Raw genomic sequence first — 17,226 nt, 5'->3', positions numbered from 1 at the left:
CTGCGCGAGGAACTGCCGCCGTTGCCAGCGGAGAGTCGCTCGGCGCGTTGCGCCGCTCCGCCTCCGCCTCCGCCAGCCGCCAGCCGCCACGCTGCGCGCGAAGTTCCGACGACAAGAATGGGAACCCTCGCAGCACGCGACGACGTGGCGAGAGACCGACGTGGCAACTCCCGACGACGACCAAGCGCATCGCGCCGCCGTCGCCGCGTTCGTGACCAACCGCCGCTCGAAGCGACTGGCAGTGATTGGCGTCGCCCTGGCGATCCTGTTCTGCTGGTTCGGTCTGCCGGCCATCCGCAATGCGGCAACGCCAAGTTCCGCTGCGCCGACGACTACGACGGTAGCCACAACATCACGCGGCGAGCTTCGGCAAGTCTCGCATCGCACCAGCGCGCCGGCCAAGCGGATCGAAGACATCCAACTCGGCGACCGCGTGGCGGGGCCGCAGTTCGACGCAGACAGCAAGCCAAGTATTGAAACGGGCGAGTTGTTGCCGCCATTGAGTGCGGAGGAACTCGAGCTGTTGGAGGAATTGCAATTGCTGGTGCCGGACGAGCCAGTCTGGTATGAGGTCCCGCCGAGTGCTTCGGCTCCGCACGGGTTTTCGTTCCTCGTCGAAGCAAATGCAATCACGGAAGTCAAGAGCTCAACGGCGGAAGCACGCACGCACTTGGTCGGCCAACGCGATGTCGTCGGCGACGTGGACGCCACGGACGTGTCGCCATGGACGTGGCGCACCGTGAGTATGGAATTGACCAAGGCGGACGGCAGTCTTGCGCGGTTAAACGTCGCGCGGCCGTTGTGGTGGATCGAGGCGACCGGCGCGCGGCCTGGCGCGACGCTTGACATCGCCATGCACGAGGTCGGCCTGGAGGGTCAAGCAAAAGTACTCGATGTCGGCATGCTCGACGTCGATGATGATCTGGGCGACCCGAACGCCTGCGTGGTGATCGCCACGATCGAGCACCACAACGCGATCGTCTGGGACCTGCGTTTCGAGGACGAACGCGGGCCGCCGCTCGGGGTCACGGCCAATCACCCGATCTATTCGCTCGACCGCGAAGATTGGGTTCCGGCTGGCGAACTGCGCATCGGCGAGACCGTCGCCACGAATGACGGTTCAACCAAGCTCGCCGAGAAAACCGAACGCCCAGGCCGCCACTCCGTTCACAACCTCGAAGTCCACCGCTCACACGCCTACCACGTTTCCCAGTTCGGCGTGTTGGCGCATAATACGGGGGCTGGGTGCGATCCGATCGCGAAGGCAGTTTCTGCGTTGGGAGTGGCAAAGAGTACCGCACGAACTCACTTACGGACGGCGCTTGGCCAAGGCCTTGGTGCGGCTCATCACATTATTCCGTGGCAGCATCGAACTCATGATTTGATTCAGGCTGCGGCAAGAGGCGGGTTCAATATCAATGGACGATTGAATGGCATTCGACTTTCCTCGGCATTTCATTTTCGTTCGCACGCCCGCTACAATGCGGCAATTGGTCGAAAGCTCGATGCGTTGTGGACCAATAATCCCGGACTTACTAGCGCGCAGTATGCCAACCTCTTGATGGGATACGTGAATCAACTTCACAGCGGCCTCTCAAGATTGAGTAAGCCGCTTCAATAAAGGAACGTCGCATGGACCTGAAATGGCATTCCATTTCGCCTAAGTCTCCGCACTATCATATTGCGACCGCGCATGCAGACATCGGCGGGCTTCTTATCGCATTCGATTCGATGTGGAAGCAGTTCATCTCAGAAGTGTTGCCGCATGAGCGATCAAGTATTTGGGACCATATTCGATGTGATATGTGGATAGACGAAGGGAGCGTGGCGGTGACTGTCGCTGATTGCGCGCGGCCGATGCGGCGAACTGCCGGCGGCGTAAAAATACTCATGCCGATGATTCGTGAGAAGGTCGACGAGCTCACGGAGAATCTCGACGACGACGCCTTTGAAGTGTGGCTCACAGACAAGATGGAATTTGTCGCCTCGCAAATGATCGCCAGCCTCGAGCGCTGCAGGCGTGAAATCCCGTGGGAGTTGGTGACTGCGCCGGGACCTTTGCACGTGTCTTTTTTTGCTCCCGAGGACAACGATCCGTTCGCAGAGCACGAAATCGAACGGCCAATTTAGACTTAGCATATGTTGTTGGCACGACTGTCTCTCCGATCCGCACAATGCCCTGGATGTGATCGGCATGTTGCCGATTCCGATCGTGGGCGAGGTGGCGGATGCCATCAACGTCGGGCTGTATCTCTACGAAGGGGACTACAAGAACGCCGCGTTGAGCGCCATCAGCTTGGTTCCGGTCGTCGGCGATGTGATTGGCAAGGGGGCGAAGATCGCGGTCAAGGCCGCCAAGGCGGTCGATGCGGCGGCGACGGCTGGCAAGATCTCGGCCGGCGCCGCGCGGGCCGCCAACGCCGTCGGCGACACGCTTCGCGCCGGCAAGGGGATGGCTCGACGGCCAATTGTTGGAGGTCGAGTATCAACTGTAACCAGTGGCCGCACCCAATCGGCTCGCTCACCAGTGCATCACGAAGCCGCCGTCGACGTTGATGGTTTGTCCGGTCACTTGTTGGGCGCGGTCCGATGACAGGAACAAAATCATCGCCGCGATGTCCTCGGGCGTTTGCCAGCGCCCCAGCGGCACGACCGACTTGATTTGTTGCGCCGCCCAATCATCGTAGGTCAATTGCTGGTCGGCGGGAGTTTGATCGTGCCAGGCCTGCCACACGGAGCGATTCAACGGCGTTTGCACCATGCCGGGGCAAACGCCGTTCACACGTACGCCGTGCTTCGCCAGGTCTTTTGCCATGCACTGCGCAAAGTTGATGTTCGCCGCCTTGCTGGCGCTGTACGGCGGATCGGTTTGCGAGCCGATCTGTCCGGCGACGGACGCCAGGAACACGAACGTCCCGCGCTGAGCCTGCACGAAATACGGCGCGGCAGCATGCGCCACGTTGACCATGCCCAAGATGTTGATGTCGAGGGTTCGCTTCCAATCCTCGGGAACGAGGTTGGTGAAAGGGAAGCCGAACTTCGTCGAGCCGGTTGCGGCGCAGTGGACGACATGGTCGACCTGGGCGCCATCTTGAACCGCGGTTTGTAATGCGCGTTCCACGCCGCTGAAATCGACGATGTCGACCGGGAATCCTCGGGCTGCTACGCCGAGCTCGGCGGCGATCTCCTGAGCCACGGCCTCCACTCGCGGCAAAATATCCCACAATACCAACGCACAGCCTTCCTCCGCGAACGCGCGTGCCGTCGCCAGGCCAATGCCGCTGGCGCCGCCTGTGATCAAGGCGGTGCGCCCTTTCAATCCCAAGTCCATGCGTCTGGCCTCGTTTCTGTCGGCAATGAATCCGCGAGCGCCCAGGAAGTTCGAATCCCAGGAGTCGTACGTGGAAAGATACTGCACGAGGGCGGCCGTCAGCCAGCCCCTGGGGAGCGCCGTTCCTTCTCGTCGCGCCGCTTGACGCGCCGTTGCATGAGCAGGTCGATGATCAAGAACGGCAGAAGTGCGGCCAAGTAGAGCGACAGCCACAACCATACGCTACGGGGCTGCGACACGGCGGCGGCAAACACGGCCGCGTACGTCGTGACAATTATCAAGGCGAGGATCGAGAATCGCGGTTTCATAGCGGCCGCCATTCTCTCATGCGGCGAACCTGCGGACAAACCCACTGCATGCGATGACGGTTGGCTACAAACGAACTCACCGGCGACGTTGCTCGCGGGGACGAGCGTTACGCGCCGGTGAGCCGGATGCCAATATTGGAACTACCTATCAAATCAAGGCAAACAGTTCGTCGACCGCCTTGAGGCGCCGGGCCGATGAAGGAGACGAAAGTGGCGTGGACGCAAACTGTGCGTCCACGAGCGCGTCCTGCCAATCACTTTCGGATTCATCGGCAAGCATCGATTCACTGGCGGGACTGGGCGACGGCAGGCTGTCGCCAAAGTTGTTGCGGACGTTGTTCAGGTCGGCAATGTCGACGTCGCCATCGCCGTCGGTATCGCCGAGCCCGCCGCCGCCAAAATTGTTGCGGACATTGTTCAGGTCGGTGACGTCCACGTCGCCGTCACCATCGGTATCGCCGAGCAGCGTGACCTGGCTGTGGATGTCGGTCGTTTCAATGCCGCTGTAGTGGATGCTCGAAGGGCCGAGCGTCACGCCGCCCGAGCCGATCACGTAGATGCCCGGGATGGGCGCCGTGGCATACGCGCCGGCCTCGTTGACCACGAGTTTATCGCCCGGCGCGAGAATCGGGGCATCGCCTTGAACGTTGATCGTTCCGAAGGCGGGGCTCTTGATGTTGAACTGGTCGGCGCCGGCGTTGCCGTCGAGCGTCAGATTCGCCGGTCCGCCAGTTCCGGTCACGTTGAATACGTCGCCTTGGTTGCCGGCGTCGAGATCGACCGTCTCCACCGCGGAGAATTGCACATCGACCGGCACGGCGACGTTCTCGAATAGGATGTGCTCGTCAAACCGGGACACGGCATCGGTCGTGACCGCATAGACGCCGCCGCCTGGACCCAGGTCGTAGGGATTGTTGGCGTCGAGGATGTTCAGCGTGTCGTTCCCGGCGCCGCCGTCGACGATCAGATCGTTGACAGACTCCATGTTCTGGGACGTCGTGCTGGCATTGACAAAGTCGTTGCCGGGGCCGGCGTGGATGACGACTTCGCCCGAGGTCGTATTCGCGACGTCGATGTGATCTCCCTGATCGCCGGTGTTGAGCGTCAGGTTCTCGACGCTGTTGTACGACACGTCCACTGCCAACGGCGTGACGCGACCGGCCATCGTACGGGCCACCTGGGAGGCGCTCACGTCATATTCGCGGCTGAGCGTCTTGTGGCTATACGGATTCTGTTGATCGTTGATCACGATCCCGTCGACGCCGGCTTCGCCGAAGAAGCTGAGGTCGCGGACCCGCTCCATGTTTTGCGTGGAAGGCGTGGTTGTCAGGATGTCGCTGCCGGCGCCGCCGTGAATGATCACCTCGCCCGAAGTGGTTCCATGGACGCGGATGCGATCGGCGCCGTCGGTCGTTGTCAGCGCCAGGTTTTCCATGCCCGCGAAATCGACCGTGTACTTCGGCGGGTTCGGATTGATCACAAAGCCGCCGGTCACATAACGCGTGACGCTGGTGGCTTCGACGTCGTACTGCCCGAAGAAATCGTCGCCGATGACCTTGTTGCTGTCGAATAATTCAATCGAGTCGGTGCCCGTCTGTCCGTCGATGAACAGTCCATCGACCAGTTGCAGATTGGCGGCAGTTTGACCGACGCGGACGACATCATTGCCGGCGCCGGTGCGAATCTCGGTGTCGCCCGAGGTCATGCTCGCGACGTTGACGATGTCGGCCAGGCCGCCGGTCGTCAGTTCCAGGTTCTCCACGAGGGCGTAGTTCACCACGACCGGAATGGGCACGAGCCCCGCGTTTTGGATGAACAGGCCGCGGTGACGCACGATCGCCTCGTCGCTCACCGTGTACAACTGGCTCAGCCCCGGCATCGAATAGGGGTTGTTCTGGTCATAGGCCAGCAGCGTGTCTTGTCCGGAACCGCCGTTGAACGTCATGCCGCTGACGAGTTCGATATTGCGGAGCCCGGAGAGCAGCCCGACGGAATCGTTGTCGCCTTGGCCATTGATGATGAGCTCTACCGACGAATTCCAGTCGGAGATCGTGAACGTATCGTTGCCCAGGCTGCCGTTAAGCGTGATCGAATCGAGGCCGTCGATCCAACGGGTGAATTGCACTTCGCCGTTCAGCGTGACGCGAATGGCCTCCTTGCCGCTGTCCATGACGGTCGTCGCCTGGAAGGTGTCGACGCCGCTGGTGCCGGCGACCGTCAAATCCGTCCAGCCGTTGACGTAGGACTTCTTGAGGACCGCGCTGATCGACCCGCCGGGCAGATCGTCATCGTCCGAATTCATCAAGTACGACGCCTCGATGCCGCCGGGGAACACACTGATCAGCGAACGGAATTTTCCGCCGCCGCTCGTCGTGGCGCCGTTGTGCGAGTAGTAGTCGCCGAAGGCGTCCTCGGAGTTGAACCAACCTAATTCCTGAGCGTCGCGCATATTGCGGGTCGACGCCCAGAGAATGCTGCCATCGCGCTGAATGCCATCGAGGAAGGTCGCCAGTTCACGGGCCGAAAGCTTCCAGCCGAACGCGCCGCCGAGGCTCGTAAGATTCGACATCGACCCGCCGGCTGCGTTAGACCCAAGATCATAGCCCTTGGCGGGATTGGCGTCGTTCCCCGACAGATCGGCGCCGTCGATGCCCATTGGCTCGAAGATTTCATTTTGGACGTAATTCGAGTAAATGAGCCCGGATACCGCATCGCGAGCGCCTGGAAACGCGGCGGCGGTCAGATTGATCGCGGGAGTGATCAACTTCGGTAACACGACTCGAGCCAACAGCGTGAAGTTGACGTTGTTGTAGTTCCCCGAGGCGTCGTTCAAGTCCCAACGCGGTCCGTCGAAAACGTTGTCGGCCGCGACGTTCGGCGCCGTCAGTCCGGTTTCGATCAGATTCTGGATGTTGGCATACGTGTTGTTGCCGTAGTTCTCGAAGTTCACGCCGATCGCGTTGTTCGTTTCGGACAGGCCGCTCGTGTGCGTGAGCAAGTGCCGGAGCGAGATGTGCTGCACGTTGCTGCCCGGATCCCAATCGCCGGGGAGGTAGTCGACGAGCTTCGTCTTGAGCGCCGCGTCGAGTCCGCCCGGCATCGATTGAAGAAAGTGCAAAATGGCCGTCGCCGTGATCGGCTTGGAGACGCTCGACACCTCCAATTCCACGAGCGAGCTGAAACTGCGCGCCGGCGCGTCGATCGCCAGGCGGGCCTGCCCGCCGCTGCCCACCGCCGCGTTCGCGTCTCCGTTGAGGTTGATCGCGTACCCAAACCCGACCGCGTTGCCGGTCGACAGTTCTTCGATGGCATCTCCCATCAGCGCCGGGCTGAAGTTCGAGGCCCCCAAGTCGACGGCCATCAACTTGCGGTCTTCCAGCGGTTCAAATCCCTGACGGCTAAAGGATTTCAGGCGTGCCATGGCGTCATTCCTCGATTGGCTTTGGGCGGATTGCGACCAGTTCTAGGAAGGAATGGCACGAGGGACCATCCCTGTTACCAAGAATCTTTCAGGTTGCCGCCTGAAAGGCCGTCGCCAATCGGAATTCGAGCCCGAATCCACTATCCCAGGGGCGTGGCGCGCGTGGGTCGCCAGCGTCGCAGCGACCGGGAAACGATCGCGTCAGAAGTCGTCATGGAGACCCGCCGGTCGACCGGATCGGTTTCCAGCGGCAGCACGCCGCGGGCACGTGCAAATACGCAACGAATGCCAGCGGCGTACGAGAAGCTAGTGCTTGACGACGGGCTTCACCAGCATGCGATCGTTGACGCGGCGCACTCCGGACACGCCGGACGCCGCTTGCGTCGCCGCCTTGCGTTGGTGTTCGTACTGAATCGTCCCCGTGAGGGTCACGTCGCCTTCCTTGACGGCGGCATCGACGCGACAGGGATTGCGAATGCCGCGCGTCGTGAGTTGAAAAGCGACTCGTTGCTGAATCAGGCGGTCCCCGCCGCGTTCGCCGGCCATGTTACGTTCCTTGGTTTGGAGACAGGAAACTGACCATATGCTTCGCGGCGCGGCTGGAAGATCAGCCGAGGACGCGACTTGACGTATCGCCCGCACTGACGGCGCCGACCGCCCACGTGATGCCGCCGCCGCCGACCACGATCATACGAAAGCGATTGGCGGGCAACGTGGCGGCGAATTTGCGCTTCGCCTTACGGCTATGTCCTTCCATCAGCGCGGCCGCTTGGGACGATGGTGCGTAGGCGACGAGAATCGGCGCCGACTGGTTTTGCTCGGCGCTGGAGACGATGTTGCGCACCGTTTCGAGTTCCGCAACGTCGGCGGCCATTTTCTGGGCGCGCTCGTCGCGCAGATCGAGCAACAGCATCGTCGCGTCGGTGACGCCTTGCTGCGCGGCATCGCGGACAGCTTGTTGCACGGGTTCGTGAAAGTCGCTCATCAGTTGATGTCTTGCGGTGGCTGGCGCCATTTTTTTGAGTCCTCAGCAAAAGCAATAGAAAGGATACGAGGCTGCAAGCCGCATTCGCGCAATCGCACGCGCAGCGCAATGATTGATTGCGATCGCGTCGCGCACGCGCGCCGAAGTTCCCGGTCCCCAAGCGCTAACGCACAAGGATCACGCGGCAGCCCCGCGTTGATTCCGGGCTATCAAGAAAAGGACCAACCTGGTGGTCCGCCAAGCCGGGATGGCGAATGAAAGAACAGTCGCTCGATTCAGCGTAGAACCGGCAACCGCAATTGGAGTCGGCAAGCCAGATGGCCTAAGTATAACACTTTATCGACTAAGGGATACGGCAAATCCCCCTTTTCCGAGTCAGAACGACGCTTTCGCGACTTTTCGCGCCGCAACTGCATCAGGCAACGGTCGTTTGGATGCGCCCGGCGTCTCAGCGCCGCTTCGCTGTTGATAGACCGTGTTCGCGCGGGGATTTTGCGAACTGGACTCTCCGAGGGTAGATTACTTCGATGTCGTCCGCGAAATGTTCACTATGATTCTGGCCATGACATCACTGGTACCGACATTCCGACGCACCGCCGAATTCACCTTCAACATCGTGAGATCCCGCTCGATGACTTATCGTCTTTCGTTTTCGTTGGCATGGATGATGGTACTGCTCTATGGCGCCGCGGCGCTTGCGGAGACCTTGAATCTTACTCATGCCGAAGTGATTGTGGCGCAAAACGCTTCCGCGCGTCACGTCACCGCCGCGCGGATGTTGGTGGAAGAAATCGAAAAGCGCACCGGCGTGCAATTGCCGGTGGTGAATGTCTGGCGCGACGACTTGGCAACGGCGATCGTCGTTGGAGATCGCGCTGCGCCGTCTCTCGGTGGGACGCGATTTAAGGCGCTGCCAGCGCCGGATGGAAAGACTAACGTTGCGGAAGGTTACACGCTGCGCACGGCGCGCGAGAACGGTCAGGCTGCGGTATTTGTTCTGGGCAACGACGACCGCGGCGTGTTCTTCGGCGTGGGGCGGTTGTTGCGCATGTTGGAGATGGCGCGCGGCGAGCTGTCGTTGCGGGACGATGTGAACTTGACAACGTCGCCGAAGTATTCGCTGCGCGGCCATCAACTCGGCTATCGTCCCAAGACGAACAGTTACGACGCCTGGGACCTGCCGCAATGGGAGCAATACTATCGCGACTTGATCGTCTTTGGCGCAAACGCCGTGGAACTCTTGCCTCCGCGCACCGACGACGACGCCACTAGCCCGCATTTTCCGCGCCCGCCGTTGGAGATGATGGCGGGCATGTCGGAGTTGGCTGACAAGTACGCGCTCGACGTCTGGATCTGGTATCCGGCCATGGCGGCCGACTACACAAACCCGGCGACTGTGGAGTCGGAGCTGCGCGCATGGGGCGAAGTGTTCGCCAAGGTGCCTCGGATTGACGCCGTGTTTGTCCCCGGCGGCGATCCTGGCCACACGCAGCCCAAGCACCTGTTGGCCTACCTGGAGCGCGCGAAGCAGGTCTTGCAGCGCACGCATCCACAAACGGAAATGTGGGTGTCGCCGCAAGGCTTCTCGCAAGTCTGGCTCGATGAGTTCCTCGAGATCCTGCGACGTGAGCAGCCGACCTGGTTGGATGGCATCGTGTTCGGTCCGCAAGTGCGCATCTCGCTGCCGGAACTGCTCGCGCAGTTGCCAAAGCAATATCCCGTCCGGCGTTATCCCGACATCACGCATAGCCGCCAGTGCCAATATCCCGTGCCGGATTGGGACTTCGCGTTGGCCGTCGCGCACGGTCGCGAGTGCATCAATCCGCGGCCGCTGGGCGAAGCAAACATCTTCAGGCAATTGCAGTCCGGCACGGTCGGCTTTCTCACTTACTCCGAAGGCTGCAACGACGACGTGAACAAGACTGTGTGGAGCGCCCTCGGCTGGGATCCCGACGCGCCCGTGATCGATGCCTTGCGTGACTACTCCGGCTACTTCATCGACACGAAGTGGCGCGACGACTTCGCTCAAGGGCTGCTCGCCTTGGAGCGGAACTGGCGCGCGCCGTTGGCTTCGAATGAGCAGATCGAGACGACGCTACGGCAATTTCAAGCGATGGAACGCGCGGCCGATGCGAAGTTGCTCGCCAATTGGCGGTTTCAACAGGCGCTCTACCGCGCGTATTACGACGCGTACGAGCACCGGCGTTTGTTGCGCGCCATTTCCGATGAAGCCGACGCGCTCGACCTGTTGCGCACCGCGGACAAGGCCGGCTCGCTCGCAGCTATGGACGCGGCAGAACAATCGCTCGACGCCGCCCATGCCTTGCCCGTCGCGCCGGAACTCCGGGCGCATATCGTCGAATTGGCCGACGCGCTCTATCAGAGCATCCGCCTGCAATCTTCCGTGCCGCGCTACCATGCGATCGGCGTCGGCCGCGGCGCCACGCTCGATACGGTGGACTATCCGCTCAACAATCGCCTCTGGATGAAGCGACGCTTCGCCGACCTGCGCCGCAATCCAAATGAAGCGGCGCGCCGCCAAGGCCTGCAAGAAATCGTGGACTGGACGAATCCTGGCCCGGGCGGGTTTTACGACGATCTCGGCAACTATTCCAGCCAGCCGCATCTGGTCGTCGGCGAAGGATTCGACACCGATCCATCGTTCTTGCGATCGGCTCATGCCGGCTTCGCTGGTCCGGACAATGTTTCCGACAACGATCCAGTGGATGAGGAGCGCTGGCGAACGTCCTGGCTCGATCACGCAGAAGCGATGAACGATGCGCCGCTCACCATGCATTACGAGGACCTCGATCCCGGCGCCACGTATCGCCTCCGCGTCGTCTACGCTGGAGACGGACCGGAAAAGCGCATTCGCCTGACGGCCAACGACGGCATCGAGGTGCATCCGTTGTTCGACAAACCGTCGCCCATTCGGCCTGTCGAATTTCCCATTCCGCGTGCTGCCACGGCCGAAGGCAAACTTACTTTGCAATGGCATCGCGAACCGGGGCGCGGCGACAACGGCCGCGGCTGCCAGGTCTCGGAGGTGTGGCTGATCAAGGACGAAGAAGCTCAGCCGCTGGCGCCGTAAGCGAGGCGCTCAACTTCGCGTTCGCTTTAATGCTGCGATGGATGCCATCGCCAGCCCGGCGAACAGGCCCAGGCCAAGCGTTGCCGGCTCCGGAACTTGCACTAGCGCCACTTCCAGTCCCGATCGTCCGTCCGGCTCTCCGGAGCCAAACTCCCAATATCCCCCGCTGTCGGCGTTAGCGGACATGCCGTACTCGCCCGCTGGGAGATGCAACTCCAACTCAAACGCCGACGCATCGAGCGCATCGTAGTACGCCAAGAGGTTTTCGTCCGCATCGGACATTTGCAATAGCGCCGTGCCATTGTTCGAGGCATAGCCCGTGGCGGTCAGCTTGTAGCGGCCCGGCGCATCGACCAGGAAACGCAGCGAGAAGCGACTGCTGGCGCCGGCGTAGGCCGTGTCATTCTCGTTCGGCGCAGATACGAAAGCGTCGGACGTCACGAAGACCAGCATCTCGTCGGCGCCGAGCGACGAAACGTGCTTGGCGAAGCCGTCCGCCGTCGCCGTGCCAAATTCGGTGCGCAGCGCCAGGCCGCTGGAATCGTCGAACACATCAAAATGGTCGACGCTCTCGATATCGTAGTGGTTCAGCGTTTCGTCAACCGTGTTGATCGTGCCGCTTGACGCGACTTGGCGCAACGCGGCGATGGGCACGATATCCGCCCAGGCCGCCGAAGTCCCCGTCAACATCAATGCTAGGCCCAACATCCAGGTTCCGCGGCTCATCAAAAATTGTTCCTGCTCAAGGTGTGGTCTGCTCAAGGGGCCGAGCGAGTATAAAACGCGACAACGAAATTCACAATGATTCGGCGCGATCGCCATCGGGATGCCGCCCGGAGCTTTCCGGGAGGGTCAAGAATCCCCAGTCGAGGGCCTCGTCCTGCGTGTACTGCTTGCCGAGCGTCATGGCCGTAACCGCCTTGGCGAGCTCGTAGCCGAGGTAGAAGGCATGCGAGGCGTCGAGTTGTTTCGGCTCGGTTGCCTGGAGCTGCGTGAACAACTGGAACGGATCTCGCCCGCGCAAGTGCATCGCGGAATTGATGAGGTGCAATTCGCCGCGCTCCACGAATACGCGAAAGTTGCGGTCCTTGATCTGCGCGGCGAGTTGTGCCAATCCCTCCTCGCCGTATTCCACCAGACGCGGATCGCGCAACATGACCAGCCGCGGTTCCAGGTGCTTGGGCAACACGCGTTGCCGGATCGCGTGATAGACGAGCCTTCGCGCCAGATCGCACTCGCGCACGGAGCTTCTTGCCCAGTTGATGACTTCGGTCGTGAGCACGCTGCGGACGCCGACTTCCTCGCAGAACGCCAGCAACATCACGTTGACGCCCGCGGAATCCACGTCGGTCAATTCCGTGAGGTTCCCGATGCCCATCAGCATCTCGGCCTCGGGATACCGCCGGCGCACTTCATGATAGCGCGCCAAACTCGCGGCAAATCCGAACCCGATCGGCTCCAGTACCGGATCCAGCCGGAATTTCACGCGGCGCGCCGTCAGCAACTCCACCGTGGCGTCGAGCCCGGCCAAGGTTGCCGGATCGTCCGGCACCGCCACCACTTCGCAACCCCAGTCGGCGGCCGCTTCGCGATTCGCCTGATTCACCGACAGCACGAGCTCCGCGCCAGCTGCTGTCGCCGCGGCAACTTCGCGCGTCACAAATGAATCCACTGAAACGCGATGCCCCGCTTCCCGCAGCGCTAGGACCGCCTCGCCGATCGCCTCCCAGGGCTCGCCCGGCGTGCAGCCCAGGTCGATCACGTCGGCCCCGTCGCCGCGCAAGCGTTCCGCCCAGCTCAGAATTGCGTCCAGCGACCAGCGATTCGCGTGATTGATCTCCGCCAGGATCTCGATGTCGTAGCGCCCGTAGTCAGGCGGAGCGGCTTTCGATTGCCCGAAGTGTGTCGGTAGATCGCGCAGGTCCTTCGGTCCCAGCTCGACGGGCTTCACGGCGACCTCGCGCACCGGTTGCAAGTCTCCCTGGCAAAGCCCCGGCAATAGCACGCGCGTTGCGTCGGCCGGCACATGAATTCGCCGCGCCACCCAGTCCGAGGTCATCAACGCGGCGACGGTGATATTCAATACCTCGACGGTATACGAAAACCCCGCGCGCGGCGCCAAATCTTCCAACACGCGCCGCAACGACGGCTCGGCCAGCTTGCCGGTGACGAAATGAAGCCGCTCGGGTTGCATGGACGAGGTTTGGGTGTGAGACGACGTCTTGCGCGGTCGCGGTCACAGACCGCGGCTACAGAGGAAGGAATCAGGCCAAGCCGCCGTTGATCGGAACGATTTGCCCGGTGATGAACGACGCAGCGGGCGAGGCCAGAAAGCAAGCGGCTTGCGCGATTTCCGCCGGCGTACCCCAGCGTTGCAACAGCGATTCCGACTCTGCCCGCCGTTGCCAATACTCCGACGCTTCGTCGCCCCAGGCGGTGCGAATCCAGCCCGGCGCCAGGCAATTCACGCGCACTTCCGGCGCCAATGACTTCGCCAAGCTCCGGGAAAACGCCATCACGGCTCCTTTGGTGGCGGCGAACAACTCCCCGCTGTCGCCGGCCATGCCATACTCCGCCCGGTCCCAGCCGACGTTCAAAATAACGCCGCCGCCCCGCTGCTTCATCCGCATGCCAATCGATCGCGAAAGTTGCATCGTGGCGACGACGTCGACGCGCCACAACCATTCCAGCTTGCGCTCGAAAGGCCACGACGCCGCATCGCCGGTCAGCACGTCGGCCCCGGCGTTGTTGACCCAAATATCGACGCCCTGCCGCCAATTCCAGGCCGCTTCAGCGAACGGCTCGATCGCAGCGTCGTCGGCCAGATCGGCCAACATCACTTCGGACTCGCCGCCCGCGCAACGAATCGACGCCGCCGACTCGTCCGCCCCCGCCCGATTCCGCCGCGCATGCACCAGGCAATCGGCCCCAGCCTCGGCGAACGCGACCGCAATGGCCTGGCCAATCCCGCTGGAGGCGCCGGTCACGACAGCAGTTCGTCCGGACAGGGTTGTTTCCATCACACGCCCATCAACGCCATGGGACAAAGAAAAGGTGCATCTCCATTCTCATTGGCCCAGCCGCACTGGGCAATGGCGTGAAACCGGCCTGCTATGCCTGACAAGCAATGCCATTTCTTACTTTCGTCGCCCCGCGTCTCGGACAAACTCCACGCGACTGCCGTCCGGACGCGGTTGAACCCGAGGGAGCAGTCCACTAGAGTATTGTCAGAAGCGGGGCGTGGCGCAGCCTGGCTAGCGCGCTTGACTGGGGGTCAAGAGGTCGCAGGTTCAAATCCTGTCGCCCCGACTCCACTGGACAGGAAGCCCTTCGACGAGAACGTCGAAGGGCTTTCTCATTTCGTAGCATAGAGTTACGTCGTCGAGCCGAAAGTTCAAACAGATGATTTCGAGGATTCGACGCTTACAGTGGTAATCGGCGGTAAGCCATTTCTCCCGAAGGGTTTGCGAAAGTTCAAACACTTTCGAGACCAAGTCTGCCATTTCATCGTTGGAACGGTCTACGGCATCCATTTGGAGCTTCAGAGCGGCCAGCCGGTCACGAAGTTCGACCTGTTTCCTGGCAAATGTTTCCGCATCAATCTCGCCGTCAACGCGAAGGTTGACTACCCGCTCTTGTTGGCCGAGCGCCATCGTTACTTGTCGCTGAAGTTCCTCACGCTGGGAACGAGTTTCGTGCTGCTGGTCTCGCGTCTGTGACGCCAGCACGGCACGAAACCAATCGCGGACCGAATCGTCCTGAATTCGAATCTTGTCAAACAGGGCCAACACTTGCTGATCGAGTGCTTCTTCACGGACCCGAGTCCGTGGATGCCCAGGGCGGTTGTATTTCGCACAGCGATAATAAGTGTAAGCCCGCTCGCCCGTGCTTGACTGCTTGAATTTTCGTTCGCCGGTAATCGGATAACCGCAATGCCCGCACTTGATCAATTCGCCGCCGTAGGTCAGTTCATGCGAACGGTAGAAATGCCCACCGATCAATTCCTGTACGCGGCTCCAGGTTGCATGGTCCACCAGCGGTTCGTGTTTTCCCGGATACCACTGCCCGTGGTGCTGCACTTCCCCAATGTAGGACCGATCATGCAGCATCGAATGCAGAGAACTTCGGGCAAACTTCGCGCAATTCGGGCGATAGGTTATGCCTTCTCGTTCCAGTCGTTCAATCAGTGAATCGAGCGTCAGGTTCTCGTAGGCGAACAAATGGAACACCCGCCGGACCTTCGGCCCAGCGTCCGGGCAAATCTCCACGATGCTCCGACCTTCCTGACGCACGTTGAGATAACCATAGGGAGCCTTGCTGATGAACCAGCCTTCCTGCACCCGTCGAGCCAAGCCTTCACGAACATCGACTGACTGCTGTTCCGTGTAGAAGCTGGCCATGTTGGCCAGCGTGCGACGCATCATCCGACCGGCCGGGTTGTCGTCGGTTGGCTGCGAGACAGAAATGAACGGCACGCCGTATTCGGATTCGAGGCGTTCCAGTTCCACATAGTCGAAGAGGTTTCGGGCAGCCCGGTCGACTTTGTAGAAAAGCAAACCATCCAACTCGAACGCATGCTTCTTGGCATACGCCACCAATTCGCGAAACGCCTTGCGTTCATCGGTTTTGCTGGCCGTCTCGGCAATCCGAAACATTCGGACAATTTCACCGCCAACTTTCTGCACATAGTGCCGCAGTGCCTCTTCCTGGACGGCCAGCGAAAAGCCCTCTCTTTCTTGCTCGCGACTACTCACGCGAGCCAATGCAACGAACCTCTTCATTTCCGCAGCCCCGTTTCGCCACAGGAAAACCCCTGAATACCCTCTAAAATAATGTACTCTGGACGTTGAATCGTCAACGGCGAAGGCAGAGAACTTTCAGATCTGGGCGGTTTTAAGGCCACCGCCCCACGTTCGGTTCGCTGCGTCTGCGTTGCAGACTTCACTCGCCTCACTCCCACGAGCCGACTCGCGACTGCCAGCTTTATTCGCCCCACCTATTCGCAGGCCTCTCACCGCGTCAAGGTTCGCTGCGCTATCTACCTTGACCCGGCTACGGCCTGCCCACTCCACCCCACCTGGCGAATAGGCGCTGTCCGTCGCTCGATTTCCTTTCGTTTCCAACGGGGTGGGCCTCACCGCAGGCGGCTCAAAAGGCCCACCCCGCCGGAAACGAATGTGGGGTGCCACTGAACAACAGACGCCGACACTTGCGAGCGTCTTTCAACAAACGAGGAACATGGACAACGAAAAATACAACGGATGGACAAACCGAGAGACTTGGCTGGTAAAACTCTGGATCGATAACGACCGTGAATCGCATTTCTTTTGGCGAAGTGTAGCGGTTGATCTTCGAGCGAGCGAAACCGGATCAGACGTCAATGCGTCACTTGCTCGTTGCCTGGAAACGACACTTGAAAACGACGCCCCTCAGCTAACCCAAGGGATGTACGCTGACCTTCTGTCTGCGGCCATGTCGCGCGTTGACTGGTTTGAGATCGCAACCTCGATGCTCGATGATCTCGACGAAGACGCGCCTCATGCAGCAGCAAACGACTTCGAGTTGATCCATTCTTATTCGCGAGCCCAGGCGATTGCTGATGGTGTCCTGGTCGATGCGTCCAAGCTGGCTGCGGAGGCAGGATTCAAATACCCGGTAGCGCTGACTTCTGCGGCATGGGCCGATTGCGTGGCTGTCCCTGACGGCGCTGACGATCAAGACGAAACTGGCAGGCTTTGGGACGTACTCAATGTTCTCCGCTTCGCCATCAAGTCTTCACCGCAAGTCCGGGACTCGTCCGCACTTCGCTTCAAAGTGTCGATCTGCACTGGGAAGGATTCGTCGGAAGATATTGAGCTGAAATCGATCTGTGGCCCAGGTGATGACGCAGCGCCCGTCATCACAATCATGTTGCCTGGCGAAGATTAATCATGCTGCCGCAACCGATTGCACATCGGTTGCGGCTATACTTCCCTTGAGTGATCAGAACAGCCGCCGCTCTACTTGGTTTCCATACACGGTCCAACCGGTGTTTGGCTGCTCTTCCCGCCCATACAGTTCCAGATACGGTCCCGGACTGACTCGCTCGAT

At 60.9% G+C, this 17,226-nt stretch carries 14 protein-coding genes and 1 tRNA gene; 6 read left to right on the top strand and 9 right to left on the bottom strand.

From position 1 onward, the window contains the following. The 3 genes from SGJ19_17665 to SGJ19_17655 form a co-directional block, all read left to right on the top strand. A partial coding sequence (locus tag SGJ19_17665; GenBank protein ID MDZ4782078.1) for an AHH domain-containing protein occupies positions 1-1,621 on the top strand: 1,621 nt, incomplete at its 5' end. A gap of 11 nt (positions 1,622-1,632) precedes the next feature. Continuing rightward, a complete protein-coding gene (locus SGJ19_17660) occupies positions 1,633-2,130 on the top strand; it encodes a hypothetical protein (protein MDZ4782077.1) in 498 nt (165 codons plus the stop codon). A gap of 64 nt (positions 2,131-2,194) precedes the next feature. Next, positions 2,195-2,593, top strand: a complete 399-nt coding sequence (locus SGJ19_17655; protein ID MDZ4782076.1) for a hypothetical protein — start codon at positions 2,195-2,197, stop codon at positions 2,591-2,593. Here the strand turns inward: SGJ19_17655 and SGJ19_17650 are convergent. The 5 genes from SGJ19_17650 to SGJ19_17630 all read right to left on the bottom strand — a co-directional run bounded on the left by SGJ19_17650 (position 2,522) and on the right by SGJ19_17630 (position 8,045). Further along, positions 2,522-3,331 (bottom strand): SDR family oxidoreductase, encoded by an 810-nt coding sequence (locus SGJ19_17650; GenBank protein MDZ4782075.1) that lies wholly within the window; start codon positions 3,329-3,331, stop codon positions 2,522-2,524. The two genes, SGJ19_17655 and SGJ19_17650, sit on opposite strands and share 72 nt — an antisense overlap. Positions 3,332-3,429: 98 nt before the next feature. Beyond that, positions 3,430-3,639, bottom strand: a complete 210-nt coding sequence (locus SGJ19_17645) for a hypothetical protein (protein ID MDZ4782074.1) — start codon at positions 3,637-3,639, stop codon at positions 3,430-3,432. Positions 3,640-3,787: 148 nt separating this feature from the next. Next, positions 3,788-7,060, bottom strand: a complete 3,273-nt coding sequence (locus SGJ19_17640; GenBank protein MDZ4782073.1) for a serine hydrolase — start codon at positions 7,058-7,060, stop codon at positions 3,788-3,790. Positions 7,061-7,366: 306 nt separating this feature from the next. Then, positions 7,367-7,606, bottom strand: a complete 240-nt coding sequence (locus SGJ19_17635; protein ID MDZ4782072.1) for a BON domain-containing protein — start codon at positions 7,604-7,606, stop codon at positions 7,367-7,369. 61 nt (positions 7,607-7,667) lie between these two features. Further along, positions 7,668-8,045: a hypothetical protein gene (locus SGJ19_17630; GenBank protein ID MDZ4782071.1), complete on the bottom strand. Its 378-nt coding sequence runs from the start codon at positions 8,043-8,045 to the stop codon at positions 7,668-7,670. Between the two features lie 631 nt (positions 8,046-8,676). Between SGJ19_17630 and SGJ19_17625 the strand changes: the two genes are divergently transcribed. Then, the gene (locus SGJ19_17625; GenBank protein MDZ4782070.1) at positions 8,677-11,136 is read left to right on the top strand and encodes an alpha-glucuronidase family glycosyl hydrolase; all 2,460 of its coding nucleotides are present in this window, start codon (positions 8,677-8,679) and stop codon (positions 11,134-11,136) included. Positions 11,137-11,145: 9 nt separating this feature from the next. Here SGJ19_17625 and SGJ19_17620 read toward each other — a convergent pair whose 3' ends face one another. From SGJ19_17620 to SGJ19_17610, 3 genes are all read right to left on the bottom strand, one after another. Then, on the bottom strand, positions 11,146-11,862 hold the full coding sequence (locus SGJ19_17620; GenBank protein MDZ4782069.1) for a hypothetical protein: 717 nt from the start codon (positions 11,860-11,862) through the stop codon (positions 11,146-11,148). Positions 11,863-11,932: 70 nt separating this feature from the next. Then, complete coding sequence (locus tag SGJ19_17615; GenBank protein MDZ4782068.1) at positions 11,933-13,330, bottom strand: DUF6513 domain-containing protein; 1,398 nt, start codon at positions 13,328-13,330, stop codon at positions 11,933-11,935. A gap of 70 nt (positions 13,331-13,400) precedes the next feature. Further along, entirely contained in the window at positions 13,401-14,123 is a 723-nt protein-coding gene (locus tag SGJ19_17610) for an SDR family oxidoreductase (protein MDZ4782067.1), read from the bottom strand. 247 nt (positions 14,124-14,370) lie between these two features. On the opposite strand from SGJ19_17610, the gene SGJ19_17605 reads away from it, so the two are divergent. Then, positions 14,371-14,445: transfer RNA gene (locus SGJ19_17605), tRNA-Pro, on the top strand. Here SGJ19_17605 and SGJ19_17600 read toward each other — a convergent pair. Then, positions 14,427-15,917 (bottom strand): recombinase family protein, encoded by a 1,491-nt coding sequence (locus SGJ19_17600; protein ID MDZ4782066.1) that lies wholly within the window; start codon positions 15,915-15,917, stop codon positions 14,427-14,429. The two genes, SGJ19_17605 and SGJ19_17600, sit on opposite strands and share 19 nt — an antisense overlap. Before the next feature lie 457 nt (positions 15,918-16,374). Here SGJ19_17600 and SGJ19_17595 point away from each other — a divergent pair, with 457 nt between their 5' ends. Next, positions 16,375-17,064, top strand: coding sequence for a DUF6573 family protein (locus tag SGJ19_17595; GenBank protein MDZ4782065.1), 690 nt, complete (start codon positions 16,375-16,377; stop codon positions 17,062-17,064). Positions 17,065-17,226: the final 162 nt, after the last annotated feature.

The sequence above is a fragment of the Planctomycetia bacterium genome (genome assembly GCA_034440135.1).
Classification (GTDB): Bacteria; Planctomycetota; Planctomycetia; order Pirellulales; family JALHLM01; genus JALHLM01.
This window is presented reverse-complemented; position numbering and strand designations above follow the sequence as displayed.

Coding starts and splice junctions, on each gene's coding strand:
- SGJ19_17600 (MDZ4782066.1), bottom strand. CDS start 15,917: ATGAAGAGGTTCGTTGCATTGGCTCGCGTGAGTAGTCGCGAGCAAGAA.
- SGJ19_17620 (MDZ4782069.1), bottom strand. CDS start 11,862: ATGAGCCGCGGAACCTGGATGTTGGGCCTAGCATTGATGTTGACGGGG.
- SGJ19_17650 (MDZ4782075.1), bottom strand. CDS start 3,331: ATGGACTTGGGATTGAAAGGGCGCACCGCCTTGATCACAGGCGGCGCC.
- SGJ19_17645 (MDZ4782074.1), bottom strand. CDS start 3,639: ATGAAACCGCGATTCTCGATCCTCGCCTTGATAATTGTCACGACGTAC.
- SGJ19_17595 (MDZ4782065.1), top strand. CDS start 16,375: ATGGACAACGAAAAATACAACGGATGGACAAACCGAGAGACTTGGCTG.
- SGJ19_17625 (MDZ4782070.1), top strand. CDS start 8,677: ATGACTTATCGTCTTTCGTTTTCGTTGGCATGGATGATGGTACTGCTC.
- SGJ19_17630 (MDZ4782071.1), bottom strand. CDS start 8,045: ATGAGCGACTTTCACGAACCCGTGCAACAAGCTGTCCGCGATGCCGCG.
- SGJ19_17655 (MDZ4782076.1), top strand. CDS start 2,195: ATGTTGCCGATTCCGATCGTGGGCGAGGTGGCGGATGCCATCAACGTC.
- SGJ19_17640 (MDZ4782073.1), bottom strand. CDS start 7,060: ATGGCACGCCTGAAATCCTTTAGCCGTCAGGGATTTGAACCGCTGGAA.
- SGJ19_17615 (MDZ4782068.1), bottom strand. CDS start 13,330: ATGCAACCCGAGCGGCTTCATTTCGTCACCGGCAAGCTGGCCGAGCCG.
- SGJ19_17635 (MDZ4782072.1), bottom strand. CDS start 7,606: ATGGCCGGCGAACGCGGCGGGGACCGCCTGATTCAGCAACGAGTCGCT.
- SGJ19_17660 (MDZ4782077.1), top strand. CDS start 1,633: ATGGACCTGAAATGGCATTCCATTTCGCCTAAGTCTCCGCACTATCAT.